This window comes from Sinorhizobium sp. 8-89, from assembly GCF_030124325.1.
In the GTDB taxonomy this organism is placed as follows: domain Bacteria; phylum Pseudomonadota; class Alphaproteobacteria; order Rhizobiales; family Rhizobiaceae; genus Sinorhizobium.
Genome location: NZ_JASKLR010000001.1, coordinates 501890 through 528154 on the forward strand (window position 1 = coordinate 501890; position 26265 = coordinate 528154).

The following is a 26265-nucleotide window of genomic DNA, read 5'->3' on the forward strand; positions in this document are numbered from 1 at the left end:
CGATCTCATGGCTGTCCCGACCTCATCATCCGTCGATCTTTCCGCCGCACTCGTTCTCGGACCGGCGACTGTCGCCGATTGGCTGGTGATCCTGCCGGTTGCCTGGTGCTTCGCCGTCGGTGCGTTGCTGGTCATGCTGCGCCGCGCGCTCAACCTCCACCCGATCATCGCGATCGCCGGGCTTGCGGGACTTGTGCTGATCGATGGCCTCCTGCTTGGGCATGTGGCGACGGCCGGGCCGGTGACCATGGTGATGGGCCGATGGTTGCCGCCCTTCGGCATCGCCTTCACGGTCGATCTGACGGGAGCGCTCTTCGCTCTGGTCGCCGCGATCGTCGCGCTCGCCGGCGGAATCTTCTCGCTCGCCGATATCAACGACAGTGGTCGGCGTTATGGCTTCTATCCATTTTTGATGTTGCTGATGGCGGGGGTTTCCGGCGCCTTCCTGACAGGGGACGTGTTCAATCTCTACGTCTGGTTCGAGGTTCTGCTGATCTCGTCCTTCGGTCTTCTGGTTCTCGGTTCGGAGCCCGAGCAGATCGATGGCACGGTGAAGTATGGCTTCCTGAATCTCGTGGCAACGACGCTGTTCCTGGTTGCGACGGGATATCTTTATGCCGTGTTCGGGACGCTGAACATGGCCGACATCGCGCGCAAGGCGCAAGGACTCCGAGGCAGCGCGCCGCTGATGACGCTGACGGCGCTCTATGTGCTGGCCTTCGGCATGAAAGCCGCGGCTTTTCCCGTGAATTTCTGGTTGCCTGCCTCCTACCATACGCCGCGTGTCGTCGTGTCGGCGCTTTTTGCCGGCCTGCTCACCAAGGTCGGTATTTACGCGCTGATCCGTGTGATGGTCATGCTTTTCCCGGTGGAAAGAGAAGAGTTGAGCTTCGTCATGGCGCTTGCCGGAGCATTGACGATGATCGTCGGCGTAATCGGCGCTCTGGCGCAGACCGACTTCCGCCGCATCCTCGGCTATCTCGTCGTATCAGGAATCGGATCGATGCTGGCGGGGATCGCCATTGGTGGCCCTGGCGGCATCGGCGGCGCGATCTTCTACGCACTGCATTCGATGCTGGTGATGACGGGCCTCTACTTCGCCGCCGGGATCGCCGCGCGGCTCGGCGGGGGCTCTTCCATAGCGACCCTGTCGGGCCTCTATCGCAAGAACGTGGGATTTGCCGCGCTGACCTTGATGTTGTGCTTCGCCGTTTCCGGGCTGCCACCCTTTTCCGGCTTCTGGCCGAAGGTCATGCTCGTCAAGGCGGCGCTTGACATCGGTGCCTGGTGGCTTGCAGCGGTGCTCCTTCTCGCCGGTTTCTGCACGCTGATTGCGACCGGCCGGCTGTTCCTGCTCGCCTACTGGCGTGACGAAGCCGGTCCGGTTGTCGACGCTGTGCGGCTGCCCTCGACCTTGTTAGCGCCGCTTGCCGCACTCTCCCTTCTCACGCTCGGGATCGGCCTCTATCCGGAGCCGCTGCTGGCGACGATCCAGAGTGCCGCCGCCGGGCTTGCGGAGCCCTCGGCCTATCTGAATTCGGTCTTTCCCGCGGGAGGCCTGCAATGAAGTTTCTTGCGATCAACCTGATCTTTACCATCGTTTGGGGCGCCATCAGCTCGAGCTTCACCCCCGCAAATCTCATACTCGGCTTTCTGGCCGGCGCGCTGTCGCTCGCGCTCATCCGCCGTGAGTTGCAGCCTGTCACCTATCCGATAAGACCTCTGCGGGTGCTGCTCCTCATGCTGCTCTTCTTCAAGGAGCTTGCCGTTTCCGCTACCAAGGTCGCCATTCTCGTCATGCAGCGGAAGATGGCGCTGAAGCCCGGCATCTTCGCCTATCCGCTGATGCTAAAAAGCGATTTCGAGATCACCCTGCTCGCCAATCTCATCACTCTGACGCCGGGAACCCTTTCGGTCGATGTTTCCGACGATCGCAAGACCCTTTACGTCCACGCGCTTGATTGCGCCGACCCCGGCGCTCTTCGGCAGGACATCGCGCGTGGCTTCGAGCGCCGTATCCGGGAGGCCTTCGGATGGTGACGCCCGATGCTGTGCTTTCCGTAGCGATCGACTTCGCGCTGGTGCTCCTGTCCATCGCGCTGCTGATGACGGTGTTGCGCATCGTTCGGGGGCCCACCTTGCCGGACCGCGTTCTCGGGCTCGATATGCTCGTGGCGATCGCGATCGGCTTCATCGCAGTGATCGCCATCAAGACTGGCTTCAGCCTCTACATCGACATCGCCATCGCCTTGGGTCTGGTCGGCTTTCTCGCGACCGTCGCCTTTGCCCGCTTCGTTCTGGCGCGCGGACTCGCGCCGGAACAGGCCGCCGAGGACGCGTCGGCCAAGAAGGGACCCGCGAAGCGCGGCAAGGCCGTCCAGGCGCCGCGCCGCAAACGCCGAGGAGCACGTTGATGGAAGCGCAAGTCAATGCCGCAGTCGCTCTCGTCGTCGCGCTGATCGTCGTCGTCGGTGCCGCCTTCTCTCTGCTGGCGGCATTGGGGATCGTTCGGTTTCCTGATCTCTACACGCGCATGCATGCGGCGTCGAAGGCGGGCACCATCGGTTCCGGCCTGCTGCTCCTTGCCGCTGGGTTGCATTCTCTTGACGGCGCGATTTTCGTGCGTGCGCTTGCGGGCTTTGTGTTCTTCATCCTGACGGCGCCGATCTCCGCCCATCTCTTGGCCAAAGCCGCGCACCAGGCGGGTTACAGACTGACGAAACTGTCGGTAATAGATCAGCTTCCGCAAAAGGAAGAGGCGCGGCGGCTTTGATCGGCGTCGTTGCTGTGTCTGTATTTCAGAACAATACCACGCGCGGTGACAATTTTAGCAGTTCGGAATAAAGTTGCTGCGGTACCATAAAATTATGTTTGGACTTTTCGACGATCAGTGTTAATGCAGTAAATGCAAAGTGTCGTCGTGGAAAATACTTTGAACTGAAATTCCAGCTTGAGTTGTGAATATTATCCGTTGCTTTGAGGTGTCGGTTGTCTGGATGCCTTGGTGACGGGTTTCGCTATCTCAATTCGAGCCTTGATGTTGCGGCAGAACATTGGTCCTCGCCGTGCAGTTATCGGTCAATTCCAAGGCAGCCGGCGCTGTTCGGCGGCATTTTCGCGAATTCCTCCCTCTGAAACATTGTTTCAGATTTGTTGCTGGATTCCGATAGGAGAAAAAAATGATAGAAACCACGCCCGGCGCGAGCCATGAACTCCTGGTTGAGTTGACGGCGGAAATCGTTGCCGCCTATGTAAGCAATCACGTGGTTCCGGTTGCCGAGCTTCCGACGCTCATAGCCGATGTTCATTCGGCGCTCAACAACACGACGGCTCCTGCTCCGGTGGTGGTTCCGGTCGAGAAGCCGAAGCCTGCCGTTTCTGTGCGCAAGTCGGTTCAGGATGATCAGATCACCTGCCTCGAATGCGGCGGCACGTTCAAGTCGCTGAAGCGCCATCTGATGACCCATCACAATCTTTCGCCGGAAGAGTATCGCGAAAAATGGGATCTGCCCGCGGACTACCCGATGGTTGCACCCGCCTATGCGGAAGCCCGTTCGCGCCTCGCGAAGGAGATGGGCCTCGGACAGCGTCGCAAGCGCCGCGGCAAGTGAATCCCTGTTACAGCGCCGCGCGCCGAATTGGACACGCAAAGGTCGCTGTAGCATTTTGAATTGCTGCATGATTTTTAAGGAATCATGCCGTGGAACAATTCCAGGAAGCGTAATCGTTTTCCGTCCGGAATTGCGCATTGACGAGCGTGCTGGATTTCATCTCGGGGAAAGGGTCGGGCTGCACGAGCCCGGCCTTTTTCGTTACGGGCTCTGACTGAGTGACACCGAGCGGTCTCAGGCTGCGAGCCGGACTTCCGCCTCGCTCTTGATTCGCCGGACCATCGAACGCAGGCCATTGGCGCGCTGCGCCGACAGATGTTCGATAAGGCCGATCTTGCCGAAGACCTCGAGGGCGTCGAGCTTGGCGATTTCGGAGGCACGTTTGCCAGAGTAGATGGCGAGAGCGATCGCCACGAGACCTCGGACGATATGGGCGTCGGATTCCCCTTCAAAGGTGAGGACGGGGTTCCCCGGATCACCGGCCGTGTGCGTCACAAGCCACACCTGGCTCGCACAGCCCTGCACCTTGTTCTCGCTCGTCCGCAGCGCCTCCGGCATCTCCGGCAGGCTCTTGCCCAGCTCGATTACGTAGCGGTAGCGGTCCTCCCACTCGTCGAGGAAGGAAAAGTCGTCGATGATCTGGTCAAGTGAAGTCATGGTCCGTCCGATTCTCGGCACCTTTTCGCGGCCGGCTGTCGCCGCGCGAGAGTCGCGCCTTGCTTGATCCCGTGCCCTCCGGGTCATCGGGGTCTCTTTCACCCCTTCATATAGGAGATGCAGGGGGCAAAGAGAACATCCAATAGCATTTCGGGCGTGAACATCGCCATTTGCAGCGATGGGAAGCGCAGCGCTGATAAGCGGCCGGGACGGCGCGCCGCACGACGTCGGGACTCACGACTTCGTCCCATTCCGTTCATAAAGAAACGCCGCGAAGGATGAACCCCTCGCGGCGGCCGAAACGGGACGGCTAATCAGGCAGTTGGAACTTCACGGTATACGGCTGTCGAAGCGCTGTTACTGGGCTCGGGCGGCGTCGGGATCGAGACGCTTCTCCGGAACCGGCGTGCGCTTGAAGGTCGGCGCACCCTCGATCGCTTCTTCATGCAAATTGTCCGCGGGGGCGACCGTTCCCGTCATGATCTTGGCGTCGGGCGCGCCGGAACCGGTCTCCGCGAACTGTGTGTCGAGGAATTCGTAGGCGATTCGCGCGCCCTCACGGGCACGGTGGCCGAGCGCAACGAAAGTCTCGGCGCCTTTCTCGCAGACGTCGGGCTTCTGGACGCAGATGGCGCTGATATATTGGAACGCCTGGTTGGCCGCGGAGAAGGTGTCGCCGATCTCCACCTTCGGTCCGTGCTGCAGCTTCTCCGTGCTCGAGGGATCGAGGAACGGCAGGAGGACGAGAACCAGAGAAAACCAGAATGCTGCCTTGACGAGAAACCACATGTTCTGCCCATCCTTTGTTCGGCTGCCGCAGTTTCCGGTCTTTTAGCCGGTTTGGCTTGTCGGCAGTCCCGGACGCAAAGTATCTACACGCGCCCGCTTGCATCTGCTCACGTTCGGAACCATCACGCGTCCGGCTCCTCCGTGTGTTGACACAGACTTTAGAGTGGGAATCACAAGGGCGCTTTTCCAAAATTAGTGGAATTTGTCTCGAATTTTAATGAAATGCGCGATTCCGGTACCGAAGACTGCATTTACATCAAATTTTAGCGAATGCCGTTAAGGTCCGTGGCAAGGCTCGCGGCATCGACCGCCCGTGGCGCGGGCGATGGGCCTTCGATGCTCCGCCCAAATTGTTAACAGGAACCGGAAAATCTACGGAAATCCGTCGCTTACGCCTCGTTAACCACAAGGAACGAAGCTCACCGGAATTGCTCCAAAACAGGATTTTTCGCTCTTTTGGCGACCGCTCGCCGGTGGCCGGTTTATTCTTTCATTAAGTCGGGGATGCGAGATTCGGACCATCACGAGACAGCCCGGCCAAACCTCCTGCGAAAGCGTAACAGGCGTTCCGGATCGGCTCGAAAGAAACAACAAAGGTGGCAGGGCAAAGCGTGAGTGTATTGCGTGACATGGCTGGCAGATGGGCATCCCGCGTGGATGAAGCTGCCGCCGCGTGGCTGCCGCACCGTGACTTCAGGCGTCTACGTGCGGTCGCGGCCGTCTCTCTGACGGCTCTGCCGGTCGTGCCGCTGGCGCTGATGGTTGTGCTGCCGGTTTCCGCCGCCTTGCCGGTGGGAACCGCGCTCTGGGCTTCGGCATCGCTGTTGGCCTCGGCCGCTGCCATTGCGGGGGACCCCTCGTTGGAGTCATATGCTGGTGGACAGCCCAAGATCACCATGGCGCCTGCCGATCTTTCAGCGGCTTACGATCTCTTCTCCGGTCTCGTCACGGTTCATGACCTGCGCGGCAACGTCCTCTCCGTTCACGGTCGCGATGCTGCTGAGTATCTGACTCTGATGCGCGATCCTTGCGGTCGCGGGTTCATCGAGCAGATCCACGTCTCCGATCGGATTACCTTTCTGCGCGCAATCGATGCGCTGCGCCAGAATGGCGAGAGGTCGGCGGTCGATATCCGCCTTGAGAGGCTGTCGGCGCCCGCCGAGGGAGCACAGTTTGTGCACATGCGTTGTGAGATGACACCGGCTCGGGACGCCGAGGACCGGCTGACGGCTATCGTCGTCCAATCCCGGGACGTCTCCGAGGAGGCCCGGCTACGGGAGGAGGCGGCCGCCAAGGCAGCGTATGCCGAGTCGGCAAATGATGCGAAGACTCGTTTTCTCGCGGCTGTCAGCCACGAGTTACGCACTCCGCTCAACGCCATCCTCGGCTTTTCGGATGTTCTCGCCGGCGAATATTTCGGGAAGCTGGAGAACGACAGGCAGCGCGAATATGTCTCGCTAATCCACAAGTCCGGCGCCCACCTCCTGTCCGTCGTCAACACGATGCTTGACATGAGCAAGATAGAGGCCGGCCGCTACGAGCTTATTCCGGAGCCCTTCCGCGTGGCCGATGCCGTTGCCGCTTGCGAGGCGATGCTTTCCCATCAGGCGCGCGAAAAGGGCGTAAGGCTAGCAAGCCGCGTCACCCGTGCGGTTGGCGAAATCAATGCCGATCAACGCGCGTTTCAGCAGATATTGATCAACCTCGTCGGCAACGCGATTAAGTTTACCGATCAGGGGGGACTGGTCACCATCGACGCCGAAAGCGAGGGTGCCATGCTGAAGCTCACCGTGAGCGACACGGGGATAGGCATTGCCGAAGACAAACTGCAGATGCTCGGCCAACCTTTCGTCCAGATTCAGAACGACTATACGCGCCGTTATGAGGGTACTGGGCTCGGATTGTCTTTGGTGAAGGGATTAGTCACACTGCACGGGGGCAATGTTTCGATCCGCAGTTCCGAAGGCGAGGGGACGGTCATCGTCATTTCGATCCCGCGTGACGGATCCGGCATTGCGAACGGCGAACAGGAGCAAACGAGCATTCCCGTCACGGTGGAATTCCCGCCGCGGCTTAAAGAGCGCGGCGAAGGGACGACGCGTGTGCGGGATATCGGTCTTCAAGGCGAGGGAATGAACAAGGACCGGGGACATGGCTCCGCGCAAGCGCAAACAGCCTGAGCGGAAAAGGGCGGCGCACACTCGACCGGGTCTCGCGTTGCGCGGCCTGGCCGCTGGTGCTCGCGGGCTTGCGTTTGCCGGCAGAATGATGGCGCGCCACCCTGTTGGCGCTGGCGGATCGGCTGCCTTCATCGTCGTCTTCAGCTTCGTTGCGGCGAACGCCATGTGGTATCAGCATGGCGCGCACCCGTCGCCGCTCCTGCGCACCCGCGTCCCGCTGGTCGGCCCTGAAGTTGCCGAGCGTCTGGCGGCTGCCAATGGTGAGCCGGTCGAGCCGCGCAACGTAACGACCTTCGTCATCGAACGTGAAGGCGCGGCAGCTGCTCAGGGCGAACCGACCGAACGGCAGCGCGGGCAGGTGGAAACGGCGTCGCCCGCGCATGCGTCCGCCTCGACCCTTACCGCAGACATTCAGAGAGAGTTGGCGCGCCTCGGTCTTTATGAGGGAGCGCCGGATGGGCGGAGCGGCCCGAAGACGTCAGCCGCGATCCTTCGCTTTGAAAAGCAGGCCGGGCGCATGCAAACCGGCGAAGCGAGCAGCGATCTACTGCAGGCGCTGCGTGCGGCGGACAATTCGGGGCGCGCTGTCGTCACTCCTGCCGATCGTCCTTATTCGGATCCCAAGACCGCGCCCGCCGAGGTCGATCCCGTCGCTGTGGCGATCCGTACCGCCGAAGAGGACAAGACGCTCCTTCCTCGGGCCGAGATTCCTGTCTCGAGCGAACTGGTGGTGAACATTCAGAAGGGGCTCAGCAATCTTGCCTATGCCGACATCGTGGTCGATGGCGTTGCTGGCGACCAAACGCGCGCTGCCATCCGGCATTTCGAGAAGCACTATCGCCTGCCGCAGACGGGTGAACCCAATGCGAAGGTTCTCAAGAAGCTCAAGGAAATCGGCGCCCTTTGAACCGCACCGACGTCTAAACTGGTGACTTTTATCGGCTGGCGGCGATTTGCCGGCCAATTGCATGCGGGTGATCTCGCGTGTATCAGCCTTGAATGCGCCTGAAATCCGATATCTTCGTATCCTCCCTGCTGCGCCGCGTCTTTGCGCTCGGTGGCTATGCCGCCGTGCTGCGCAAGGGCGCGCAAGAGGCGGGTGCAATCTTTATCCGTCAGCGCTCGCGGCTTGGGCTGGAGAGCCTCTACGCGCCCGCGCCGCAGAACTTCTTCGAGGAGGAAGCCAATCCGGGCCGCAAGTTCGAAATGCGGCTGCAGAATACCGATGCGGAACGCGTCGACAGTGCGCTTTCCTCGGAGATCCGCTTCGATCCTGATTGCTGGATTGTAGAGATCGAACTGGACGATTGCGATGGGCTGTTCGAGATCGTGGCCAACGACGTCGATCCCCGGCGATAACGCCGCCGCCTGTCAGTAGAGTTCCATGACTTACCCTATGCCGAAGCCTCTCACGGGCTGGGCCGTGCTGCGATGGCCGATGGCCGGGCGAGCGTCCTGCTGACGAGGATCGGAGACACGGTTGTCGGCGAGATGGGCCTCATGGCGCACCCGCTCGGCGCCGCCATGACCATCCGCACGCAGCCAGGACTCCACCCGTTCGATGCTGGCTTTCCTCGCAACGGTCCCAATCAAGGCTGTAGCGCGAGTGCCGCCACCGAGCCTGTCGGAAAGATCGGGATAGAGCGCCTCGAGGAGAGCACCCATTTCACCGGCGGGGAAGTCGAGCGCAGAAAGCGCTGCGGCGAGCTGCTGGCCGGAAACGTCCAAGAGGATCCGCTCGGCAAGCGCGCGGCTCGACTGCAGTGCGTCGGCGAGAGCATTCGCGAAGAGAACCGCTTCGCCGTTGCGGGCAAATCGCGTGAGCAACGCCTGATGGAGTTCGTCGATCGGGCGAATGAGCGACGTGCCCTCCCGCGGTTCAGCCCGCACCAATGCCTTGATTTCCTCGCGCAGCTTGTCTTCGCGGGCGATGCGATCGGAGGGGGAGCTCTCCTCGGCCGGCGCCGATGCAACTGCGGCGTTTGTTTCCGACTGATTCGCTCCCGTGCCGGACTGGGCGCTCGGATGCCCGGCCTGATGATGCTCGACCAGGGCATCGACTACCGAGGGCGAGAGACTTTCCCGGCGCGCGATTGCGCCGGCATGGGCCGGTCCTTGCCGGCGGATGATGGAAATCAGCACCCGATCGGAAATTGCCTTGGACCGGGTCAGGAAGGTAGCCGCGATGGAAATCGGCATGCTGCCGATCAGCAGGGCGACAGGCTCGGGCACATGCGCACACTGTGAAAGCGCGGCGGCCGCCTGACGACGGGCCTCGTTGCTGGAGGCAAGGAACAACGGTTCGAACAACTCGGCAAACTGCTTCATGTCCGACTTGCGCGGGATGCGAAGGCTCTCGAAGCCGGTGACGGTCGCCATCAGCACGACGTCCTTCAGTCGCCCCGTCTGCGGCCTTTCCAACTCACGAAACCGGTTCGTCACAATTGATCCTTGCACGCAAAACACGATCGCCATCGCCGATGGCCCGGAACGGCACACGTCATTCAAAATAGATCTAAAACGTTAGCGTAGCATTAACTATGGACGTTGGGGCTTTATTCAGGCTTGCGGCGCTGTGGTGGCGACGCGGAATTTTGCTCGATCCACAGAGGTGGCATTCCGGGGCCGCGTTCAGCCTTAAAAACTCCACATGCTCTTCTATTTGATCCGCAGATCGGTGAAGGGCTGGTGCCCGCCGAAGGGGCCGAAGGTTGGCCTCGTATGGGAGATAGATCTGTGAAAAATGCGTTTTTTCGGGCGGCGGCTGTTTGTGCGCTCTTCCTCGTCCCCGCGGTTGCCCAAGCTGCGGGAGGCTTTGCCACCGCCAACGTCAACATGCGATCCGGGCCGAGCACACGCTATCCGGCCGTGACCGTCATCCCCGCCGGCGAATCGGTGGAAATCCACGGCTGCCTGGCGGACCTACCCTGGTGCGATGTTTCGTTCTACGGCGGGCGTGGGTGGGTTGCCGGCCGATATGTGCAGGCCGTCTACCGCAGCAACAGGGTTTATCTGGAGCCGGAATACTATCGTCCCCTCGGGATCCCTACGGTCGTCTTTCAATTCGATCGCTATTGGGATCGCAATTACCGGGGCCGCGACTTCTATCGTGACCGTGATCGCTGGCGCCGTGGTGCCGATTGGACCGAGGAAAGGGACCGGCGAGACTGGCAGCGGCAGCGTGCGTGGGATCGTCGCGAGTGGGAACGCGGGCAGGTGAGCGAGGAGCGCCGGGAATGGGACCGTGATCGCGACGATGCGCAATGGGACGACGGGTTCGATGCGAATTATCGAGGCGTCCGCAGGCGCGAGGGCGAGCGCCAACTGCGCGACGCCGGACGCGATGAAATCAGAAGGGTTCCGGAGTGTGAGTTCAACGACGTCTCGTGTGAGAACGACTGAGGTGCGCAGCCCTCCTGGCGATCGCGGGCGCGGCCGGAGGTCGGAGCGCGACATGCTGATAGAGAGAAGGTCTGACACGATTTGAAGGGGCGGGGCGGAAATTGCCGCCCCGCCCTTTTTGTTCGCTCTATTTGCGTTGCCCCGGGCGGGAACCAAATCCAGTTTCGGCGCGTTGACATCGCGCGAAGATAAGGAGCGACGAAATGGCGGAGAAGAAGTTGGCAGCCGTCGGGGCGGAAGCGGATGCTGAAGCGCGCACTGCGGTTGCGCAGGCGGAATTGGAGGCGCAGATCGCAGACCTCAGAACCGAGATTGCTCGGCTGTCGGAGTCGGTTTCGGCAATCGGCACCGGTGCCAGGGCGGTCGTGCAGGGAGAAGCAGAGTTGATGACGGAGCGCGTGCGGGAACGCGTCCGCGAGGAACCGATCTCGACCCTGCTGACGGTCGCGGGCGTTGCCTTCCTGTTCGGAGTGCTCGCAAGGCGCTGACCACAATTCCCAGACATACCTGTATGCAAGTCGACTATCGGCACGGGCACGTGTGCCGTCACAGGAATAGAGCACCGAAAAGGGGCGGAGCACGATGAGTTTAAGATAGTGTTAACTAGGCTATGGCTCAATCGGGATGGACCGGCTATCATCGGTTTGGCATCTGATATGAACCGAAACAACGTCCGGGTAACCGGAAGAAGGAGCAGATGAGAAGGGCGCGTCTGTCCAGGGAACTCAGCCTTTGGAAAATGCGTCAGCCCCACGGCGGGCAGGGTGAAATCGGTACGGTAGTTCATCCGTCTCATGGAAATACGGAGACGAGCATGGCAGACGTAATCAGAATGCAGGATCGCAAGGTCCAAAGGCCGCGAAGGCCGCCTGTGAAGTCGGGCAGCGCCACTGTGCTGTTGTTTACAGGTATCCGCTACGAGCGTCTCGACGGTCGCGGACCACAGCCTAACGCACCGGCAGGACGGCGGATCAAGAAGCAGTAGTTCATTGCGGCGTGCGGCATTGCCGCCCGCGCGGGTGCAGCCGCGTGAGCAAAGTCGTCACCTCAAAACCCGGTATGCCGGGCACCTCCACCAAACTTTGAGACCAGACCGCGATCCGAAAAGCCTCGGGTCGAGGCCGGACGCTCTGGCTTTGCGGAGCTCGTTTGCTTTCATTGAACAGTGAGATGACCTAACGCATTGAAAATACGTAATTGTGGACAGAAAACCGTTACATACTTTTCCTGGCCCTAGCGCCGGAACGGCTCGCAGCTCGACTCTGTCAGAAAATTGTGTACCTGTTCCTCGAAGCTCTCGAGCGGGGCCAGGGCTCGCAGAACAGCATAGCCTTCGTCGTCCTTCATCTCGATCATGATAGATTGAGCCAGCGTCTCCGGCGGCGACTTGCGCAATTCGACAAGCTGGATAGGTGTGGCGACGACCAGATCGAGACTGCCGTTGACAGCGGTATGATCGTTCATGCTGAACACCTCGTTCGAGCTGCTGTCGAAGACCGAGAGCGACCAGAACGGCACCGCGCCGCGGGCGATGAAACGCGCCGGCGCCTCCGCAATCGAAAAGCTGCAGACGGCAGTCCGCAGATAGGGATCACTGTTGTCGAGCCCGGTTACCCCCGGCTCCGCCGTCAGTGGAAAGAAACTGTCCATCTCGAGGAGGCCGAGCACGCGCGTATAGGCGTCCCGGCCGGTGAATTGCGGCAGGGCGAGCACGATCACGATATGCAGCAGCGCCGCACCAAACAGCCCGACGAGAACGGCGAACAGCGTGCTACGCATTTTCACATCCCGTCTTGACGATCTTCGGCATCGCAAGATCGATCAACCCGGACGAGCCGGCCGTCGGTGTATCGAGCAGCGTCAACACGAGTTTAAAACTGCCGCGGTGGCGGATCGCGAGCCAATTTCCCGGGTGAGCGACCGGCGAAGCGTGAACGACGAAACTGCTGTCTTCAGCGCGCAGCACAGTCCAGGAGTTTACTGCCGAAGGCAGATCCGGGCCGGGTTGCAAGGTTGCCCCTTCGGACGTCGTCGCATAGAGGCTCCAGAAACGGGCAGGCGGCGTGATGCCCGAGATATCGTAAGAGCAGTTGGCCGACAGGCGGGCGCCGCTGTCGTCGGTTGCAGCAGTGAAGATAAGCCCTTCTGCGCCGCCAAAGAGCAGCTCGCCGGCCCGGGCGCGGTGCGCCTTTGCGTAGGGGTCCGCCGAGGCGGTCTGCGCCTCGGGGAATGCGACCCAGGGACCGATTGCAATCGAACCGAAGCCGACGGTCGCCTTCAGCGCCCAGACAGCCGAGGTGATCCCGCCGCCAAAGGCGACGATCAGAGCAAGAGCGACAAGGAGGGGGATGCGAAACAAGGAGCGGCTCTATTCTCGTTTGCCTGGCAATTTGCGAAAGCATGATCTTCATTCGTCAAGGAACGAATTTGTAGCCGCAAAGTCAATGGTTTGTGGCATTCGTCGTGATGCGGTTCGGAGGATTGTCCATTGGCGTCTCAAGGACTGCGACCCTGCGGGAGCTCTTCTCGGGCGCTTTGAGCGGGGAGGCTTTTTCGAACGTCGCGCCGATCGCTTTCAATAGCCTGGTCACCTCGGCGGAGAGAGAGCGAGGGCGAACAAGCGGCGGAAGTGCATTTTCATCGGGCTTGGCATCCGCCACCGCTTCCGGCTCCTTGGCCGCGTCGGGAAGCGGGTTGTCGATGCCGGGTATCGCGCGATGCTCGATGCCCTGTTCGGCATAATCCATCAGCCGTTTGAAGGTCATGGCCGGCAGGGAGCCGCCTGTCATCTCGTTGGTCGACGTATAGTCGTCATTGCCGAACCAGACAGCGGTCGTGTAGTCGCCGGTGAAACCGATGAACCAGGCATCGCGATAGGCCTGCGTGGTCCCGGTTTTTCCGCCGGTGACGATGCCGTTGTCGAGGGCCGCCCGCCGTGCGGTGCCCATCACTGGAATCTGGGTGAGAATACGATTCATCGACGAGATCGCTTGCTCGCTCAAGACCCGTCGCGCCGGCGGTGCATCACGGCCGAAATCATAAAGAATGTCGCCGTCATAGTTGAGAATCTGGCTGATGCCGTGACGTCGCGACTGCAGGCCGCCCGCAGGAAAGACAGCGTAGGCGGTCGCCTGGTCGAGCACGGTCACTTCCGAGGTGCCGAGCGGCATCGTCTTGTCGGTGCGGATAGGTGTTTCGACACCCATCCTCTTCGCGGTGGCGGCGATGATCTCGGTGCCGAGCTTGTCCTTGGCCAGGCGGACAGGCACGGTGTTGATTGATCTCGCGAGCGCGTTCATCAAGGTGATCCGGCCGGCATACTTGCGGGCGTAGTTCTGCGGCGACCAGCCGCGCCACGTGATTGGCGCGTCGACGACCACCGTCTCCGGCGTCATCCCCTTTTCCATCGCCGCGGCGTAGGTATAGACCTTGAAGGAGGAGCCCGGCTGCCGCAGTGCCCGGGTTGCGCGATTGAACTGGCTTTCGCCATAGTCGCGGCCGCCGACCATGGCACGTACGGCACCGCCGTTTTCCACCATGACGAGGGCGCCCTGCTTCACATTGTAGCTTTCGCCATACTGCCGAAGACTCGACTCGACCGAATCCTCGGCTGCGTGTTGCAGACCCATGTCGATCGTCGTGCGCACGATAAGCGAGTGCTGCGCGAATGGCGCGGCAATACGCTGCACTTCGTCAAAAGCCCAGTCGAGGAAGAAGTCGGGAGCCTTCACCTGGGCGCGGTCGACCACCGTTGCAGGCGTGAGGCGGGCGGCAATCACCTGGCCCTCGGTCATCAGGCCGCCCTGGACCATGTTGGTGAGAACCTCGTTGGCGCGGCCGCGTGCTGCCGGCAGGTTCACATGCGGCGCATAGCGGGCCGGCGCCTTGAAGAGACCGGCAAGCATCGCGGATTCGGCGAGATTGACATCGGTGATTGCCTTGCCGAAATAGAACTGCGCGGCCGCCGCTGCTCCGAAAGTGCCGCCGCCCATATAGGCGCGGTCGAGGTAGAGGCGCAGAATTTCCTTCTTTGAAAGGTTGCATTCCAGCCAGACGGCGAGGAAGGCCTCCTTGATCTTGCGCTCGATCGTGCGTTCGTTCGACAGGAACAGGTTCTTGGCAAGCTGCTGGGTAAGTGTCGAGCCGCCCTGGACCACGCCGCCTGCCCGGGCGTTCTCGGTCATGGCTCGTGCCAGGCCGAGAAAATCGATGCCCCAATGATCGAAGAAACGCCGATCCTCGGTGGCGAGAACGGCCTTGATAAGATGATCCGGCAGTTCGTCGATCGGAACAGAGTCCTCATGGATGATGCCGCGGTGGCCGATCTCACTGCCGTAGCGGTCGAGGAAGGTAACGGCAAAGTCGCTTTGGGCGCGCCAATTGCCTTTGGTTTCCTCGAAAGCCGGCAAGGCCAAGGCCAGCATCAGCACGGAACCCGCCGTCCCCCACGTCGCCGTTTCGCCGAGCACTTCGAAAAGTGCCCTTTTCCAGCCGCGCATGCGAAAGCGCCGGAAGAAGATGGTCGTTTCTTCCCACCATTCGGCCAGCCGGAATCCGGCATTCCACACCGTCGAGTCGATCCAGGAATCGATTCTGAGAAAGATGTGTCGCCTCTTCGGCCGGTTGTCCTCTTTCCTCGGTTCCTGCACGGCGTTCTTGTCCCGAAGGTTGACTGCCCCACAACGATATTTGCACGGGGCGAATTTCCAATCTACTTGCATATCGCGCTGCCGGCCTTAAAAAACCGGCAATTTTCTGTAAATGTTCCATGTCGGCATGGGAACAGACGAAAGTGTGACATGATGGGCGAAATGCCTTTCTGGAAAACCAAAAGCCTTGAAGAAATGAGCAATGCCGAGTGGGAAAGCCTCTGCGACGGCTGTGGGCTCTGTTGTCTGAACAAGCTCGAGGATTGGGATACGGGCGAGATCGCCTGGACGTCGATTCGGTGTACGCTGCTCGACGGGGGAAGCTGTCGTTGCAAGGATTACGACAACCGGCAGGCGACCGTACCGGATTGCATCCAGCTGACACCGAAGGTTGTGCATGAGATCTCATGGCTGCCGCCGACCTGCGCCTATCGACTGATCGGCGAGGGGAGGGATCTCTACTGGTGGCATCCGCTCGTTTCCGGCGACCCGGAAACCGTACATGCGGCAGGAATATCCGTACGCGGGCGCACTGTCGCGGAAGACGGCATCGATGTTGAAGATTACGAAGACTACCTGGTTACATGGCCGCTGGAAGTGGGACTGGAAACCGCCCGCTGAAGAAACTCGCGATGACGGTGTTCCGTCCGGAATTGATTAGTTTCAAAGAGTTGGCGCCAAGAGTTGTTACTCAGGCGGAGGCGGCGCAGAATGCGGTCCTATCAAATGCCGCCGTTTTTCTTCACGAGGCTCTTCGGTGCGACGTTGCGCCACGCGGTTTCCATGGACTGCCGGATAAGCTCCTCGTCAGCGTCGACGAAATAGAACGACGTCCACCCGCGCTCTCCCCAGCCGCCCGGGACCGCGGCGCAAACTCCGGGCTCCATTTCCAATAACATGCGCTGCTGATCGGGCGTGAACTTGAAGACCGCGCGACCCGCCTCCGGCAGGGACATGAAAATCCGCTTGCCCACGCGAAAATCCCGCGTTCCGAAATGGGCATTCTCTTGCGTTCCCGGCAGACTGAGCGCCAGCTTTTCGATCTCTTCGGTCAGCATGGTGGAAGAGTAGCATGGAATTGCGGATTGACAAAAAGGCCGCGACGGCTCTGTTGTCGATGCCAGGAAGCGTTCGGCCGCCGTTTTTCAAAGGTGGCACCGCTGGACGAACGGCATTCGCCTCAGCGGTGCAGGGCATCATTCTGCAGGCGGAACGGGCTTTGGTGCAGGTTCGCCAACCGTGCGCATCTCGCGCCACTCGTTCTCGAAGCGATCGAGAAGCGATTGCGGAATCCTGGATTGCGGTGGTGCGGGCTGTTTGTTCGCGAACGTCTGCATCCGTTTCTCCTGGTTCGTGACGGTTCAAGGATGCAAAACCATTTCACATCATAAATGCGATGTAAATCAGTGGTTTAAATCATTTAAACGATTGAAAAATCTTTAAATCGATTAATCTCCGGCTGATCCACAAATTTGTCCTGGCAGCCTTCGGTGAAGAATCGCCGCGTTAAAGCTGGCGTGGGCACGGGAAAATGACGTTTTTCAGGTCCACGACCATGACGCGGATTCACGTTCGCATTCGCTGACGCAACTTCTGAAAGATTGGACTCAATTCGTGAAAAAACTTTCGTAAGCGACTCAGAAGAATCGCGAATCCACGACTGCTAAAGCGCAGTGTTCCTGCCCTTTCGAATGAGGGGGGCACGGTTCAGTCGCGATTCATGTTGCTGCCGTGTGCTTTGCGCGTCCGACAGGACGCGCGGCGCTGTAACATTCGCCCGGCAGGCCTTAAAAAACACTGAGTGCGACAATCGGCGAAAGCGGCCCCGGTCACGCCGGGCAATCTTTCGTGGCCGGAGGAATCGCTGCAATCTATGGTCGTTTTTCTGGTGTATGCTGCACGGCCTCAGCATCCGACATTCATTTGCCATTCAGCCTGTATCGGTTAATGATTTTGCCATGATGCTTCCCAAGTCGAAAGTGCGTTCATGTCTTCACCAGTGATCATAGCCGCGCTTGCCGCAGGTCTCGCGGGCTTCTCGCCGCCCGTCATCAACATGCCTTCGGCTGTTGTCCGCGCGGCTGGCGATTGCAGCGCTGCCGCCGCGCAAGTGGTTGCCGAGACGGGTGGAGAGCTGCTCTCCGCCCAGCCGACATCCGACGGTCAGTGCGTGATCACGGTGCTCATCCCGGGTAACGGTGGGCGGCCGAAGAAGGTAACGGTGAAAGTGCCGATGTAGGCTGCTTGCGGGTGACCTACGAGCAAGGGAAATGAACGCAGATGCGCATTCTGATAGTCGAGGACGACGCCAACCTGAACAGGCAGCTGGCCGACGCATTGAAAGAAGCCGGCTACGTCGTCGATCAGGCCTTCGACGGTGAAGAGGGCCACTATCTTGGCGATGCAGAACCTTATGATGCGGTGATCCTCGATATCGGTCTGCCGGAAATGGACGGCATCACTGTCCTCGAAAAATGGCGCGGCGACGGCAAGACCATGCCGGTCCTGATCCTGACTGCTCGCGACCGCTGGAGCGACAAGGTGGCCGGTATCGACGCCGGCGCCGATGACTATGTCGCCAAGCCCTTCCATGTGGAGGAAGTTCTTGCCCGCATCCGGGCATTGATCCGTCGTGCCGCGGGACATGCGAGTTCCGAGATCGTCTGCGGGCCGGTGAGGCTCGATACCAAGGGCTCCAAGGCGACCGTCCGTGGCGTGCCGCTGAAGCTCACGTCGCACGAATTCCGTCTGCTTTCGTACCTGATGCACCACATGGGGCAGGTGGTATCGCGCACGGAGCTGGTCGAGCACATGTACGATCAGGATTTCGACCGGGATTCCAACACGATCGAAGTGTTCATCGGGCGATTGCGCAAGAAGATCGGCAACGACCTGATCGAAACGGTTCGCGGTCTCGGATATCGCATGCAAGCGCCCGGCAATGGCAATTAGATCGCTCACGGCCCGCGTTCTGGCGGTTTCGACCGTTTGGGCCGTTGTCGCCCTCGTTGTGATCGGAGTGGTTATCTCCGCCCTGTACAGACAGGGGTCGGAGCGCGGTTTTCAGGATCTGTTGCGCGCGCAACTTTACAACGTCATCAACTCGATTTCCGTCAACGAGAAGGCCGTTCTGGCCGGAAGTCCGCAACTCGGCGACCTGCGTTTCTCCCAGCCGCAAACAGGGTGGTACTGGATTGTCGAGCCGATCGGCGAATTTGACACGCCGCCGCTCTTGTCGACGTCACTCGGCTCCGCCAAACTGCCGATCGCCAGTGTCGACGAGGTTCCCTTCGATATCCGCTACGAGCGCTTCTATACAACCAAGGATCCGTTCGGAAACGAGGTCGAGGTGGCCGAAACCGAAGTCGTGCTCGACATTCAGGGGCATGCCGCCCGCTTCCGCGTCGCGGGCAATCGCGACGTGCTGGAAGCGGATATCGATCGCTTCACCCGCAACCTCACCATCGCGCTGTCGATCTTCGGTCTCGGCGGCCTTGGCGTCAACGCGCTGACCATTCTGTTCGGCCTCAAGCCTCTCGACCAGGTGCGCCGGTCGCTCGAAAAGATCCGGGCGGGCGAGAGCGAGCGCCTGGACGGCGCGTTCCCGCGCGAGATCCAGCCGCTTGCCAACGAGGTTAACGCTCTGATCGACAGCAATCGCCGCATCATCGAGCGGGCGCGCATGCAGGTTGGCAACCTTGCCCATTCCCTTAAGACGCCGATCGCCGTGCTGCTCAACGAAGCGCGCGTGCTGGAGGTGCCTCATGGGGATCTGGTGAAGACGCAGGTGGATGCAATGCAGACCCAGGTGCAAACCTACCTCAGCCGCGCGCGCATCGCCGCGCAACGGGGCTCGATCCTCGCACGGACAGAGGCCCAGCCCGCGCTTGAACGGCTTGTCCGGGTGATGCGACGGCTCAATCCGGAAAAGCAGTTCAGCCTGTCGATCAGTCCGCAGGGATTGATTTTGGCGATGGAGCAGCAGGACGTCGAGGAAACCGTCGGCAATCTGCTCGAAAACGCCGCGCGGCATGCACGCGATCAGGTCTGGTTGAGCGTCCACCCCGCTCCCGAGGACGTACGCGGCAAGGATCAGGGCCGGCACTGGATCGTGCTCGACGTCGATGACGATGGTCCCGGGCTCGACCCGGACCAGATCGCTTTGGCAATGAAGCGTGGCAAGAGGCTTGATGAAAGCAAGCCAGGCACGGGGCTTGGACTTTCGATCGTCAGCGAGATTGTCGGGGAATATCAGGGCACGATCGAACTTTCGCGACGCGCCGAAGGCGGCTTGCGCGCCCAGCTCGTTTTGCCGGCTGCGGTTTAGTGGCCACACCGGGGCTGAAAATGCCGATGCCTTTAGAGGGTATGGTTGCCTGATGCGCCGGGGAGTGCAAAAAGAAAATCGACGAGGGTGCCACCTGTCCGTCGCCGGATGTTCGGACGGCGGAAAGGGCGTTGAGTTGAGTTGTCGGGGGATCATGAGGAACCACGCAGTAATGACACGAACCTTTGTCGCCAGCGGTAGGATCGCCGTCATCGCGTCGGCCGTCGCACTGGCCGGTTGCGGCACTGCGTCTAATGGCCAGCGTGGCGCCGTCTCGGGCCTTGCTGCGACAGCAACGCGAGGTGCGTCGTCGACGTCCTATATCGCCGCTCTGCAGGGTGGCGTCATCGCGCGCCTCGATGGTATCGACCTCGGCAAATCCGATCGGCAGAGGGCGCTAGAGGCCGAGTACCGAGCGCTGGAGGCCGCACCGGGCGGCCAGCCCGTCGTCTGGGAAGGACGCGGCGTCAGCGGTTCCGTCGTTGCCGCGGCACCCTATCAGGTCGGTTCACAGAATTGCCGCCAATACAGCCACACCGTGACTGTCAAGGGGCAGCAGACGACGGCACGCGGCGCGGCATGCCGTAATCCTAATGGCAGCTGGACGCCGCTGACCTGAGCCAGCGGTGTCATCCGGGCAGGATCGCGGCGTCTTCGACCTGCCAAATCAGTCAAATACGCGAGGGCACCTTGCGGCGAAACGCCTCAAATCTCCGTCATTGCCCGTTTTCGAGTTGGAATGACACGGGGCTCATAGTATTTCCCCTGCATGTTGTTCTGGATCCTCGTCGCTATTGTGACAGCGGCAGTCGCTGTCGTGCTCGTTCTCCCCTTGATGCGGGCAACGGCGCCGCTTTCGTCTCCCCACAGCCATGACATCGAGGTCTATCGCGATCAACTCGAGGAAGTGACGCGAGATCAGAAGTCTGGCCTGATCACCAGTGAGAACGCAGAACTCGCCAGGGCCGAGATCGCGCGCCGGCTGCTTGCCGCCAGCGCCGCCGATGCTCCCACCCAGGAGAGCGGCCCTAAACGTCTGCACTCGAACCGCCTTGCGCATCTGTTCGTTCTTCTCTGTCTTCCCGCCGTTGGGCTTTGTCTCTATCTCGTGACCGGCAGCCCGGGCGTGCCGGCGCAGCCGCTTGCGGCCAGGCTTGCCAATCCCGGTGATGACATCAACATCCTGATTGCAAGGGCCGAGAACCATCTCGCGGTCAACCCGGACGATGGCAAGGGCTGGGACCTGCTGGCGCCGATCTACATGCGCAGCAGCCGGGTCGATGACGCCGTTGCCGCCTACGATCACGCGATCCGCCTGCTCGGACCGACTCCCGCCAGACTCGGCGGCTATGCGGAGGCGTTGATCGTGCAGTCCGGTGGCCTGGTGACGGCCGATGCGCAGGAGGCCCTGAAGAAGTCGCTTGCCCTCGATCCGAATGACCCGCGCTCGGAATTTTACTTGGCTCTCGGCCTCAAGCAGGAAGGTAAGCAGCAGGATGCGCTCGCCGCATTCCGCAAGCTTGCCGGCAATTCTCCCGTCGATGCGCCCTGGTTGCCGCTGGTGAACCAGCATATCGCGGAGCTGTCCGCCGGTCAGGCACCTGCCGGCAACACGATGCCTGCAAACCCGACGTCAGAGGATATGGCGGCGGCCGCGCAAATGGACGCCGGCGATCGCCAGGCCATGATCCGCAGCATGGTGGACAGCCTGGCGAGCAAACTGAAGGAAAATCCCGCAAACTTCGAAGGATGGATGCGCCTGATCCGTTCCCACGTTGTGCTTGATCAAAGAGACAAGGCACGCGACGCTCTACAGCAAGGGCTGAAGGCCTTCCCGGCGACTGGTGAACAGGGGAGGCAATTGCTGGCTCTCGGCCGCGAACTCCAAATCGACGCGGGCGGAGAAGAGAAATGACACGCAAGCAGAAACGACTGGCGATCATCGGCGGTGGCGTCAGCTTCTTGATTGCCGCCGCATTCCTGGTCATGTTCGCCTTCAGCCAGACGGTCGCCTACTTCTATGTTCCGGGCGATCTCGAAAAGGCGAGCCTTGCGCCTGGGACGCGTATCCGTCTGGGAGGTCTCGTTGAAACCGGATCGCTCAAGCGTGGCGAGGGTAAGACGGTCACCTTCAATGTGACCGACACGCTGGGAACGGTGCCGGTAACCTATACTGGCATCCTGCCGGACCTTTTCCGCGAGGGACAGGGCGTCGTGGCCGAAGGCGCTTTCGTTGCAGATAGCCCGATCTTTGTCGCGGATACGGTGCTCGCCAAGCACGATGAGACGTATATGCCGAAGGATGTTGCAGACCGCCTGAAGGCCCAGGGCGTCGCGCTCAGCGGCAAGGAAAACATTCAATGATCATCGAACTCGGACATTATGCACTGGTGCTGGCGCTCGCGACCGCGCTCATCCAGGCAATGCTGCCGATCGTTGGAGCGCGGCGTGGCGACCGAGCGCTGATGGAACTCGCATCGAGTGCTGCACTCGTCTGCGCCTTGCTCGTTGCCTTTTCTTTCGCGGTGCTGACTTTCGCCTACGTGACCTCCGATTTCTCGGTGCGGAACGTCTGGGAGAATTCGCATTCCCTGAAGCCCTTGATCTACAAGATCTCCGGCGTGTGGGGCAACCACGAGGGGTCGATGCTGCTCTGGCTGCTGATCCTCGTCTTCTTTTCAGCCCTCGTGGCGGTTTTCGGCCGCAACCTGCCGGAAACGTTGAAGGCGACCGTGCTCGCCGTACAGGCCTGGATCGCGGCGGCCTTTGCGCTCTTCGTCCTGCTGACGTCCAACCCCTTCGCCCGCCTCATTCCGGCGCCGGGAGAGGGTAAGGACCTGAATCCGGTACTTCAGGACGTCGGCCTCGCCATACATCCGCCCTTGCTCTATCTCGGCTATGTCGGCTTTTCCGTCTGTTTTTCCTTTGCGATCGCGGCGCTGATCGAAGGTCGCATCGATGCGGCATGGGCGCGCTGGGTACGGCCATGGACCCTTGCCGCCTGGACCTTCCTCACCGCCGGCATCGCCATGGGCTCCTACTGGGCCTACTACGAGCTCGGCTGGGGCGGTTGGTGGTTCTGGGACCCGGTTGAAAACGCTTCCTTCATGCCGTGGCTTGCGGGCACGGCGCTCTTGCATTCGGCACTGGTGATGGAGAAGCGTGAGGCGCTGAAGATCTGGACCGTTCTGCTGGCGATCATGACCTTTTCGCTGTCGCTGCTCGGTACCTTCCTCGTCCGCTCGGGTGTGCTCACGTCGGTCCATGCCTTCGCGACCGACCCGACGCGCGGAATATTCATTCTCGCCATTCTCGTCCTCTTTATCGGCGGCGCATTTTCGCTCTTTGCATTCCGGGCATCCCGCCTCAAATCCGGTGGACTCTTTGCGCCGATCTCGCGCGAAGGTGCACTCGTTCTCAACAACCTCATCCTGACGACGGCGACCGCGACTGTGCTCACCGGCACGCTCTATCCCCTGGTGCTCGAGGCGCTGACGGGAGACAAGATCTCGGTGGGTGCACCGTTCTTCAACATGACCTTCGGTCTGTTGATGCTGCCGCTGCTCTTTGCAGTTCCCTTCGGCCCGTTGCTTGCCTGGAAACGCGGTGATCTCACGGGTGTCGCGCAGCGTTTGTTCGTTGCTGCTGCGGTGGGAATTCTTGCCGGCGCGGCCTATTATTACGCCATGAACGGCGGCCCTGTACTCGCCCTCTTCGGCATCGCGCTCGGCGCTTATCTGATCGTTGGCGCGCTTACTGATCTGATCCTGCGTTCGGGTATCGGCAAAGTGGCGGCCAACGTTGCCTGGAAGCGGCTTTCGGGCCTGCCGCGCTCTGCTTTCGGGACCGCGCTTGCCCATGCGGGGCTCGGCGTCACGCTGATCGGCATCGTCGCCGTCACCGCCTTCGAGACCGAGACAGTCGTCGAGATGAAGCCGGGAATGATGGTGGACGCCGGCGGCTACGCCCTGCGGTTTGACGGCATGCGCCAGGGTCGCGGACCGAACTACACCGAGGAAACCGGCCATTTCACGGTCAGCCGGGGTGGTGTCGTGGTCACCGAAATCTGGTCGTCGAAGCGGCTTTATACGGCACGCCGGATGCCGACGACGGAGGCGGGAATTCGGACCTTCGGCCTCAGCCAGCTCTATGTTTCCCTCGGCGATCCGATGACCGGTGGCGGGATCGTCGTGCGCATCTGGTGGAAACCGTTGATTCTGTGCATATGGGGCGGGGCGCTGATCATGATGGCTGGCGGCATCGTTTCCTTAAGCGACCGACGCTTGCGGGTCGGCGCGCCGGCGCGCGCCAGGAGGGCCCCGCGGATTGCATTGGGAGCCGCCGAATGATCCGTCTGCTTCTCGCGCTCTGTCTTTGCCTCTCTTCCTTGGCGCCCACCTTCGCGGTCAATCCGGACGAAGTGCTTGCCGACCCGGCGCTCGAGGCGCGCGCACGGGCAATCTCGGCGAAGCTCCGCTGCATGGTCTGCCAGAACCAGTCGATCGACGACTCCAATGCCGAACTCGCCAAGGATCTGCGGGTGCTGGTGCGCGAGCGGCTGGCGAATGGCGACACGGACGAAGCCGTGATTGCCTATGTCGTTTCCCGCTACGGCGATTTCGTCCTGTTGAAGCCGCGTTTCGAGGCGAAAACCCTGATCCTCTGGGGCATGCCGGTCATCCTGCTTCTTTGCGGAGGCGCTGCCCTTGTCGTGGCTGCGCGCCGCCGCAGCGCCACGACGCCCGGCGCGCCGCTTTCCGACGAGGAAAAGGAAAAGCTGGACAAGCTCCTGAGATCCTAGAATCTCGGATCCATGTCGACGTAGCGCGGTAATTTCAAGACGTTAACGGATGTGCATGGGCTGATCAGTCGTCCTTCCGCTTCCGCGTGAACATTACCAAAAATTCATCTGCCGGACAGAACTCAGTAAGGTCCCATCCGTTACACCTTTCATCATCGGCTGTTGCTCCAGTCACAGCCAGACGAGCGGTTCCAGACGCCGATACGTTCGGAACGAGCTCGTGGTCAAGGTTTCGAAGCCTTCCGCCGATTGGCGGGGCTTCATGGTAGAGAGAAGGCAAAACGAATGTCCAAGATCAAAACTCTGCGTCCATCCCTGAAGACGGTCCTGAAGACCTCCACGGTCGCCGGTCTCGCGGCGGTCCTGCTGACCAGCGGTCTGCCGGCTGAGATTTCGCAGACCTTCGCCGAAGCTGTGAAGACGGAAGCTCCAGCGGTCCCGAGCTTCGCTAACGTCGTCGATGCGGTTTCGCCGGCGGTCGTTTCCGTGCGCGTCCAGTCGCGCGCGAACACTTCCGACGACGAGGCCGGCAACTTCAGCTTCGACTTCGGCGGTCGCGGCTTCGAGGATCTGCCCGACGATCATCCGCTGAAGCGATTCTTCCGTGAATTCGGCGGCCCGCGTGGCGATGGCGGCGATGACCGTGCAGACCGTCGTCGCGGTCCGCGCGCCGAGGGTCGCCTCCGTCCGCGCGCCCAAGGCTCCGGCTTCTTCATCACCGAAGATGGCTATCTCGTCACGAACAACCACGTCGTTTCCGATGGCTCCGCCTTCACGGTCATCCTGAATGACGGCACGGAGCTCGATGCCAAGCTGGTCGGTAAGGACAGCCGCACCGATCTCGCGGTGCTCAAGGTCGACGACCAGCGGAAGTTCACCTATGTGACCTTTGCGGACGACAGCAGGGTGCGTGTAGGCGATTGGGTCGTCGCCGTCGGTAACCCCTTCGGCCTCGGTGGAACGGTGACGGCCGGCATCGTCTCGGCTCGCGGCCGCGACATCGGCTCGGGTCCCTATGACGACTACCTGCAGGTCGATGCAGCCGTGAACCGCGGCAACTCCGGTGGTCCGACGTTCAATCTTTCGGGTGAGGTCGTCGGCATCAACACCGCGATCCTGGCCCCGGCAGGCGGCAATGTCGGCATCGCCTTCGCGATCCCCGCATCGGTTGCCAAGGACGTCGTCGACGATCTCATGAGGGACGGCACCGTCTCACGCGGTTGGCTGGGCGTACAGATCCAGCCGGTAAACAAGGATATCGCTGATTCCCTTGGCCTTTCCGAGGCAAGTGGCGCTCTGGTCGTAGAACCGCAGGCCGGTTCTCCGGGAGAAAAGGCCGGGATCAAGAAGGGCGATGTGGTGACGGCACTGAACGGCGAGCCGATCAAGGATCCGCGCGATCTGGCCCGCAAGGTTGCGGCGCTGCGTCCGGGCTCTTCTGCCGAGCTGACTTTGTGGCGCGATGGCAAGTCGCAAAGCGTCAAGCTCGAAATCGGCAACCTGCCGAGCGACACCAGCGACGCCACGCAGCCGAAGGACGAGCAGTCCGAGCAGCAGGGACCGACCGCAAGCGATGAAGCGCTTGCCGCTCTCGGTGTGACGGTGACGCCTTCCGAGGACGGCACGGGCGTGACGATCGCTTCGGTTGATCCGGATTCGGACGCTGGCGACCGTGGCCTCAAGGAAGGTGAGAAGATCGTCTCGGTCAACAATCAGGACGTGAAGTCGGCGGACGACATCCTCAAGGTGATCAACAACGCCAAGAAGGATGGGCGGACCAAGGCGCTGTTCCAGATCGAGACCCAGGAAGGCAGCCGGTTCGTCGCGCTTCCGATCGACCAGGGCTGAG

The 26265-nt window shown here is 61.2% G+C and carries 28 protein-coding genes; 21 read left to right on the forward strand and 7 right to left on the reverse strand.

Annotated elements, in window-relative coordinates; all coding sequences use genetic code 11:
• Positions 1–7: 7 nt before the first annotated feature.
• The 5 genes from QN219_RS02455 (at position 8) to mucR (ending at position 3611) form a co-directional block, all read left to right on the forward strand.
• The gene (locus QN219_RS02455; RefSeq protein WP_283997689.1) at positions 8–1567 is read left to right on the forward strand and encodes a Na+/H+ antiporter subunit D; all 1560 of its coding nucleotides are present in this window, start codon (positions 8–10) and stop codon (positions 1565–1567) included.
• Entirely contained in the window at positions 1564–2040 is a 477-nt protein-coding gene (locus tag QN219_RS02460) for a Na+/H+ antiporter subunit E (RefSeq protein ID WP_283997690.1), read from the forward strand. The genes QN219_RS02455 and QN219_RS02460 overlap by 4 nt, the downstream gene beginning before the upstream one ends.
• The gene (locus tag QN219_RS02465; RefSeq protein ID WP_283998248.1) at positions 2037–2414 is read left to right on the forward strand and encodes a cation:proton antiporter; all 378 of its coding nucleotides are present in this window, start codon (positions 2037–2039) and stop codon (positions 2412–2414) included. The genes QN219_RS02460 and QN219_RS02465 overlap by 4 nt, the downstream gene beginning before the upstream one ends.
• Entirely contained in the window at positions 2414–2773 is a 360-nt protein-coding gene (gene mnhG / locus QN219_RS02470; RefSeq protein WP_173510498.1) for a monovalent cation/H(+) antiporter subunit G, read from the forward strand. Before QN219_RS02465 ends, mnhG begins: the two co-directional genes overlap by 1 nt.
• A 406-nt stretch (positions 2774–3179) precedes the next feature.
• Entirely contained in the window at positions 3180–3611 is a 432-nt protein-coding gene (gene mucR / locus QN219_RS02475) for an exopolysaccharide biosynthesis transcriptional regulator MucR (RefSeq protein WP_153442114.1), read from the forward strand.
• A 234-nt stretch (positions 3612–3845) separates the two neighbouring features.
• Here mucR and QN219_RS02480 read toward each other — a convergent pair whose 3' ends face one another.
• Positions 3846–4268 (reverse strand): SufE family protein, encoded by a 423-nt coding sequence (locus QN219_RS02480; RefSeq protein WP_283997692.1) that lies wholly within the window; start codon positions 4266–4268, stop codon positions 3846–3848.
• Between the two features lie 357 nt (positions 4269–4625).
• Positions 4626–5057, reverse strand: coding sequence for a DUF5330 domain-containing protein (locus tag QN219_RS02485; RefSeq protein WP_283997694.1), 432 nt, complete (start codon positions 5055–5057; stop codon positions 4626–4628).
• Between the two features lie 629 nt (positions 5058–5686).
• Between QN219_RS02485 and QN219_RS02490 the strand changes: the two genes are divergently transcribed.
• The 3 genes from QN219_RS02490 (at position 5687) to QN219_RS02500 (ending at position 8596) form a co-directional block, all read left to right on the forward strand.
• On the forward strand, positions 5687–7237 hold the full coding sequence (locus QN219_RS02490; protein ID WP_283998250.1) for a HAMP domain-containing sensor histidine kinase: 1551 nt from the start codon (positions 5687–5689) through the stop codon (positions 7235–7237).
• Entirely contained in the window at positions 7209–8144 is a 936-nt protein-coding gene (locus QN219_RS02495) for a peptidoglycan-binding domain-containing protein (protein ID WP_283997695.1), read from the forward strand. Before QN219_RS02490 ends, QN219_RS02495 begins: the two co-directional genes overlap by 29 nt.
• Positions 8145–8236: 92 nt before the next feature.
• The gene (locus tag QN219_RS02500) at positions 8237–8596 is read left to right on the forward strand and encodes a DUF1491 family protein (protein ID WP_283997697.1); all 360 of its coding nucleotides are present in this window, start codon (positions 8237–8239) and stop codon (positions 8594–8596) included.
• Positions 8597–8626: 30 nt separating this feature from the next.
• On the opposite strand, the gene QN219_RS02505 is transcribed toward QN219_RS02500, so the two are convergent.
• Positions 8627–9703 carry a DUF2336 domain-containing protein gene (locus QN219_RS02505; protein WP_283998252.1) on the reverse strand — a complete coding sequence of 359 codons (1077 nt, stop codon included), beginning with the start codon at positions 9701–9703 and terminating at the stop codon, positions 8627–8629.
• Positions 9704–9973: 270 nt separating this feature from the next.
• Here QN219_RS02505 and QN219_RS02510 point away from each other — a divergent pair, with 270 nt between their 5' ends.
• The 3 genes from QN219_RS02510 (at position 9974) to QN219_RS02520 (ending at position 11624) form a co-directional block, all read left to right on the forward strand.
• On the forward strand, positions 9974–10639 hold the full coding sequence (locus QN219_RS02510; protein ID WP_283997698.1) for an SH3 domain-containing protein: 666 nt from the start codon (positions 9974–9976) through the stop codon (positions 10637–10639).
• 203 nt (positions 10640–10842) lie between these two features.
• On the forward strand, positions 10843–11127 hold the full coding sequence (locus QN219_RS02515; protein ID WP_283997699.1) for a hypothetical protein: 285 nt from the start codon (positions 10843–10845) through the stop codon (positions 11125–11127).
• Positions 11128–11453: 326 nt separating this feature from the next.
• Entirely contained in the window at positions 11454–11624 is a 171-nt protein-coding gene (locus tag QN219_RS02520) for a hypothetical protein (protein ID WP_173510491.1), read from the forward strand.
• A gap of 248 nt (positions 11625–11872) precedes the next feature.
• On the opposite strand, the gene QN219_RS02525 is transcribed toward QN219_RS02520, so the two are convergent.
• The 3 genes from QN219_RS02525 to QN219_RS02535 all read right to left on the reverse strand — a co-directional run bounded on the left by QN219_RS02525 (position 11873) and on the right by QN219_RS02535 (position 15360).
• Entirely contained in the window at positions 11873–12418 is a 546-nt protein-coding gene (locus QN219_RS02525; RefSeq protein WP_283997701.1) for a DUF1254 domain-containing protein, read from the reverse strand.
• Positions 12411–12998: a DUF1214 domain-containing protein gene (locus tag QN219_RS02530; RefSeq protein ID WP_283997702.1), complete on the reverse strand. Its 588-nt coding sequence runs from the start codon at positions 12996–12998 to the stop codon at positions 12411–12413. Before QN219_RS02530 ends, QN219_RS02525 begins: the two co-directional genes overlap by 8 nt.
• Positions 12999–13080: 82 nt before the next feature.
• Complete coding sequence (locus QN219_RS02535; protein ID WP_283997703.1) at positions 13081–15360, reverse strand: transglycosylase domain-containing protein; 2280 nt, start codon at positions 15358–15360, stop codon at positions 13081–13083.
• Positions 15361–15441: 81 nt separating this feature from the next.
• On the opposite strand from QN219_RS02535, the gene QN219_RS02540 reads away from it, so the two are divergent.
• On the forward strand, positions 15442–15909 hold the full coding sequence (locus QN219_RS02540; RefSeq protein ID WP_173511483.1) for a YcgN family cysteine cluster protein: 468 nt from the start codon (positions 15442–15444) through the stop codon (positions 15907–15909).
• A 101-nt stretch (positions 15910–16010) separates the two neighbouring features.
• Here the strand turns inward: QN219_RS02540 and QN219_RS02545 are convergent, their stop codons facing one another.
• A complete protein-coding gene (locus QN219_RS02545; protein WP_283997704.1) occupies positions 16011–16346 on the reverse strand; it encodes an MmcQ/YjbR family DNA-binding protein in 336 nt (111 codons plus the stop codon).
• A gap of 929 nt (positions 16347–17275) precedes the next feature.
• Here QN219_RS02545 and feuN point away from each other — a divergent pair.
• The 9 genes from feuN to QN219_RS02590 all read left to right on the forward strand — a co-directional run bounded on the left by feuN (position 17276) and on the right by QN219_RS02590 (position 26264).
• Positions 17276–17527, forward strand: a complete 252-nt coding sequence (gene feuN / locus QN219_RS02550) for a two-component system FeuPQ modulator FeuN (RefSeq protein ID WP_173510485.1) — start codon at positions 17276–17278, stop codon at positions 17525–17527.
• 41 nt (positions 17528–17568) lie between these two features.
• Complete coding sequence (gene feuP / locus QN219_RS02555; RefSeq protein ID WP_173510484.1) at positions 17569–18240, forward strand: two-component system response regulator FeuP; 672 nt, start codon at positions 17569–17571, stop codon at positions 18238–18240.
• Positions 18230–19615 carry a HAMP domain-containing sensor histidine kinase gene (locus QN219_RS02560; protein WP_283997705.1) on the forward strand — a complete coding sequence of 462 codons (1386 nt, stop codon included), beginning with the start codon at positions 18230–18232 and terminating at the stop codon, positions 19613–19615. The genes feuP and QN219_RS02560 overlap by 11 nt, the downstream gene beginning before the upstream one ends.
• Before the next feature lie 172 nt (positions 19616–19787).
• Positions 19788–20234 carry a hypothetical protein gene (locus QN219_RS02565; protein ID WP_283997706.1) on the forward strand — a complete coding sequence of 149 codons (447 nt, stop codon included), beginning with the start codon at positions 19788–19790 and terminating at the stop codon, positions 20232–20234.
• 150 nt (positions 20235–20384) lie between these two features.
• Positions 20385–21530, forward strand: coding sequence for a c-type cytochrome biogenesis protein CcmI (ccmI, locus tag QN219_RS02570; RefSeq protein ID WP_283997708.1), 1146 nt, complete (start codon positions 20385–20387; stop codon positions 21528–21530).
• On the forward strand, positions 21527–21979 hold the full coding sequence (gene ccmE / locus QN219_RS02575; protein ID WP_283997709.1) for a cytochrome c maturation protein CcmE: 453 nt from the start codon (positions 21527–21529) through the stop codon (positions 21977–21979). The genes ccmI and ccmE overlap by 4 nt, the downstream gene beginning before the upstream one ends.
• Positions 21976–23964 carry a heme lyase CcmF/NrfE family subunit gene (locus QN219_RS02580; protein ID WP_283997711.1) on the forward strand — a complete coding sequence of 663 codons (1989 nt, stop codon included), beginning with the start codon at positions 21976–21978 and terminating at the stop codon, positions 23962–23964. The genes ccmE and QN219_RS02580 overlap by 4 nt, the downstream gene beginning before the upstream one ends.
• The gene (locus tag QN219_RS02585) at positions 23961–24416 is read left to right on the forward strand and encodes a cytochrome c-type biogenesis protein CcmH (protein ID WP_283997713.1); all 456 of its coding nucleotides are present in this window, start codon (positions 23961–23963) and stop codon (positions 24414–24416) included. Before QN219_RS02580 ends, QN219_RS02585 begins: the two co-directional genes overlap by 4 nt.
• A gap of 285 nt (positions 24417–24701) precedes the next feature.
• Positions 24702–26264 carry a Do family serine endopeptidase gene (locus QN219_RS02590; RefSeq protein ID WP_283997714.1) on the forward strand — a complete coding sequence of 521 codons (1563 nt, stop codon included), beginning with the start codon at positions 24702–24704 and terminating at the stop codon, positions 26262–26264.
• Position 26265: the final 1 nt, after the last annotated feature.

Excerpts from the sequence above, each read along its gene's own strand:
- QN219_RS02455 (WP_283997689.1), top strand. The coding sequence starts at position 8 with ATGGCTGTCCCGACCTCATCATCCGTCGATCTTTCCGCCGCACTCGTT.
- QN219_RS02460 (WP_283997690.1), top strand. The coding sequence starts at position 1,564 with ATGAAGTTTCTTGCGATCAACCTGATCTTTACCATCGTTTGGGGCGCC.
- mnhG (WP_173510498.1), top strand. The coding sequence starts at position 2,414 with ATGGAAGCGCAAGTCAATGCCGCAGTCGCTCTCGTCGTCGCGCTGATC.
- mucR (WP_153442114.1), top strand. The coding sequence starts at position 3,180 with ATGATAGAAACCACGCCCGGCGCGAGCCATGAACTCCTGGTTGAGTTG.
- QN219_RS02480 (WP_283997692.1), bottom strand. The coding sequence starts at position 4,268 with ATGACTTCACTTGACCAGATCATCGACGACTTTTCCTTCCTCGACGAG.
- QN219_RS02485 (WP_283997694.1), bottom strand. The coding sequence starts at position 5,057 with ATGTGGTTTCTCGTCAAGGCAGCATTCTGGTTTTCTCTGGTTCTCGTC.
- QN219_RS02490 (WP_283998250.1), top strand. The coding sequence starts at position 5,687 with ATGGCTGGCAGATGGGCATCCCGCGTGGATGAAGCTGCCGCCGCGTGG.
- QN219_RS02495 (WP_283997695.1), top strand. The coding sequence starts at position 7,209 with ATGGCTCCGCGCAAGCGCAAACAGCCTGAGCGGAAAAGGGCGGCGCAC.
- QN219_RS02500 (WP_283997697.1), top strand. The coding sequence starts at position 8,237 with ATGCGCCTGAAATCCGATATCTTCGTATCCTCCCTGCTGCGCCGCGTC.
- QN219_RS02515 (WP_283997699.1), top strand. The coding sequence starts at position 10,843 with ATGGCGGAGAAGAAGTTGGCAGCCGTCGGGGCGGAAGCGGATGCTGAA.
- QN219_RS02520 (WP_173510491.1), top strand. The coding sequence starts at position 11,454 with ATGGCAGACGTAATCAGAATGCAGGATCGCAAGGTCCAAAGGCCGCGA.
- QN219_RS02525 (WP_283997701.1), bottom strand. The coding sequence starts at position 12,418 with ATGCGTAGCACGCTGTTCGCCGTTCTCGTCGGGCTGTTTGGTGCGGCG.
- QN219_RS02535 (WP_283997703.1), bottom strand. The coding sequence starts at position 15,360 with ATGCAAGTAGATTGGAAATTCGCCCCGTGCAAATATCGTTGTGGGGCA.
- QN219_RS02540 (WP_173511483.1), top strand. The coding sequence starts at position 15,442 with ATGGGCGAAATGCCTTTCTGGAAAACCAAAAGCCTTGAAGAAATGAGC.
- QN219_RS02545 (WP_283997704.1), bottom strand. The coding sequence starts at position 16,346 with ATGCTGACCGAAGAGATCGAAAAGCTGGCGCTCAGTCTGCCGGGAACG.
- feuN (WP_173510485.1), top strand. The coding sequence starts at position 17,276 with ATGTCTTCACCAGTGATCATAGCCGCGCTTGCCGCAGGTCTCGCGGGC.
- feuP (WP_173510484.1), top strand. The coding sequence starts at position 17,569 with ATGCGCATTCTGATAGTCGAGGACGACGCCAACCTGAACAGGCAGCTG.
- QN219_RS02560 (WP_283997705.1), top strand. The coding sequence starts at position 18,230 with ATGGCAATTAGATCGCTCACGGCCCGCGTTCTGGCGGTTTCGACCGTT.
- QN219_RS02565 (WP_283997706.1), top strand. The coding sequence starts at position 19,788 with ATGACACGAACCTTTGTCGCCAGCGGTAGGATCGCCGTCATCGCGTCG.
- ccmI (WP_283997708.1), top strand. The coding sequence starts at position 20,385 with ATGTTGTTCTGGATCCTCGTCGCTATTGTGACAGCGGCAGTCGCTGTC.
- ccmE (WP_283997709.1), top strand. The coding sequence starts at position 21,527 with ATGACACGCAAGCAGAAACGACTGGCGATCATCGGCGGTGGCGTCAGC.
- QN219_RS02580 (WP_283997711.1), top strand. The coding sequence starts at position 21,976 with ATGATCATCGAACTCGGACATTATGCACTGGTGCTGGCGCTCGCGACC.
- QN219_RS02585 (WP_283997713.1), top strand. The coding sequence starts at position 23,961 with ATGATCCGTCTGCTTCTCGCGCTCTGTCTTTGCCTCTCTTCCTTGGCG.
- QN219_RS02590 (WP_283997714.1), top strand. The coding sequence starts at position 24,702 with ATGTCCAAGATCAAAACTCTGCGTCCATCCCTGAAGACGGTCCTGAAG.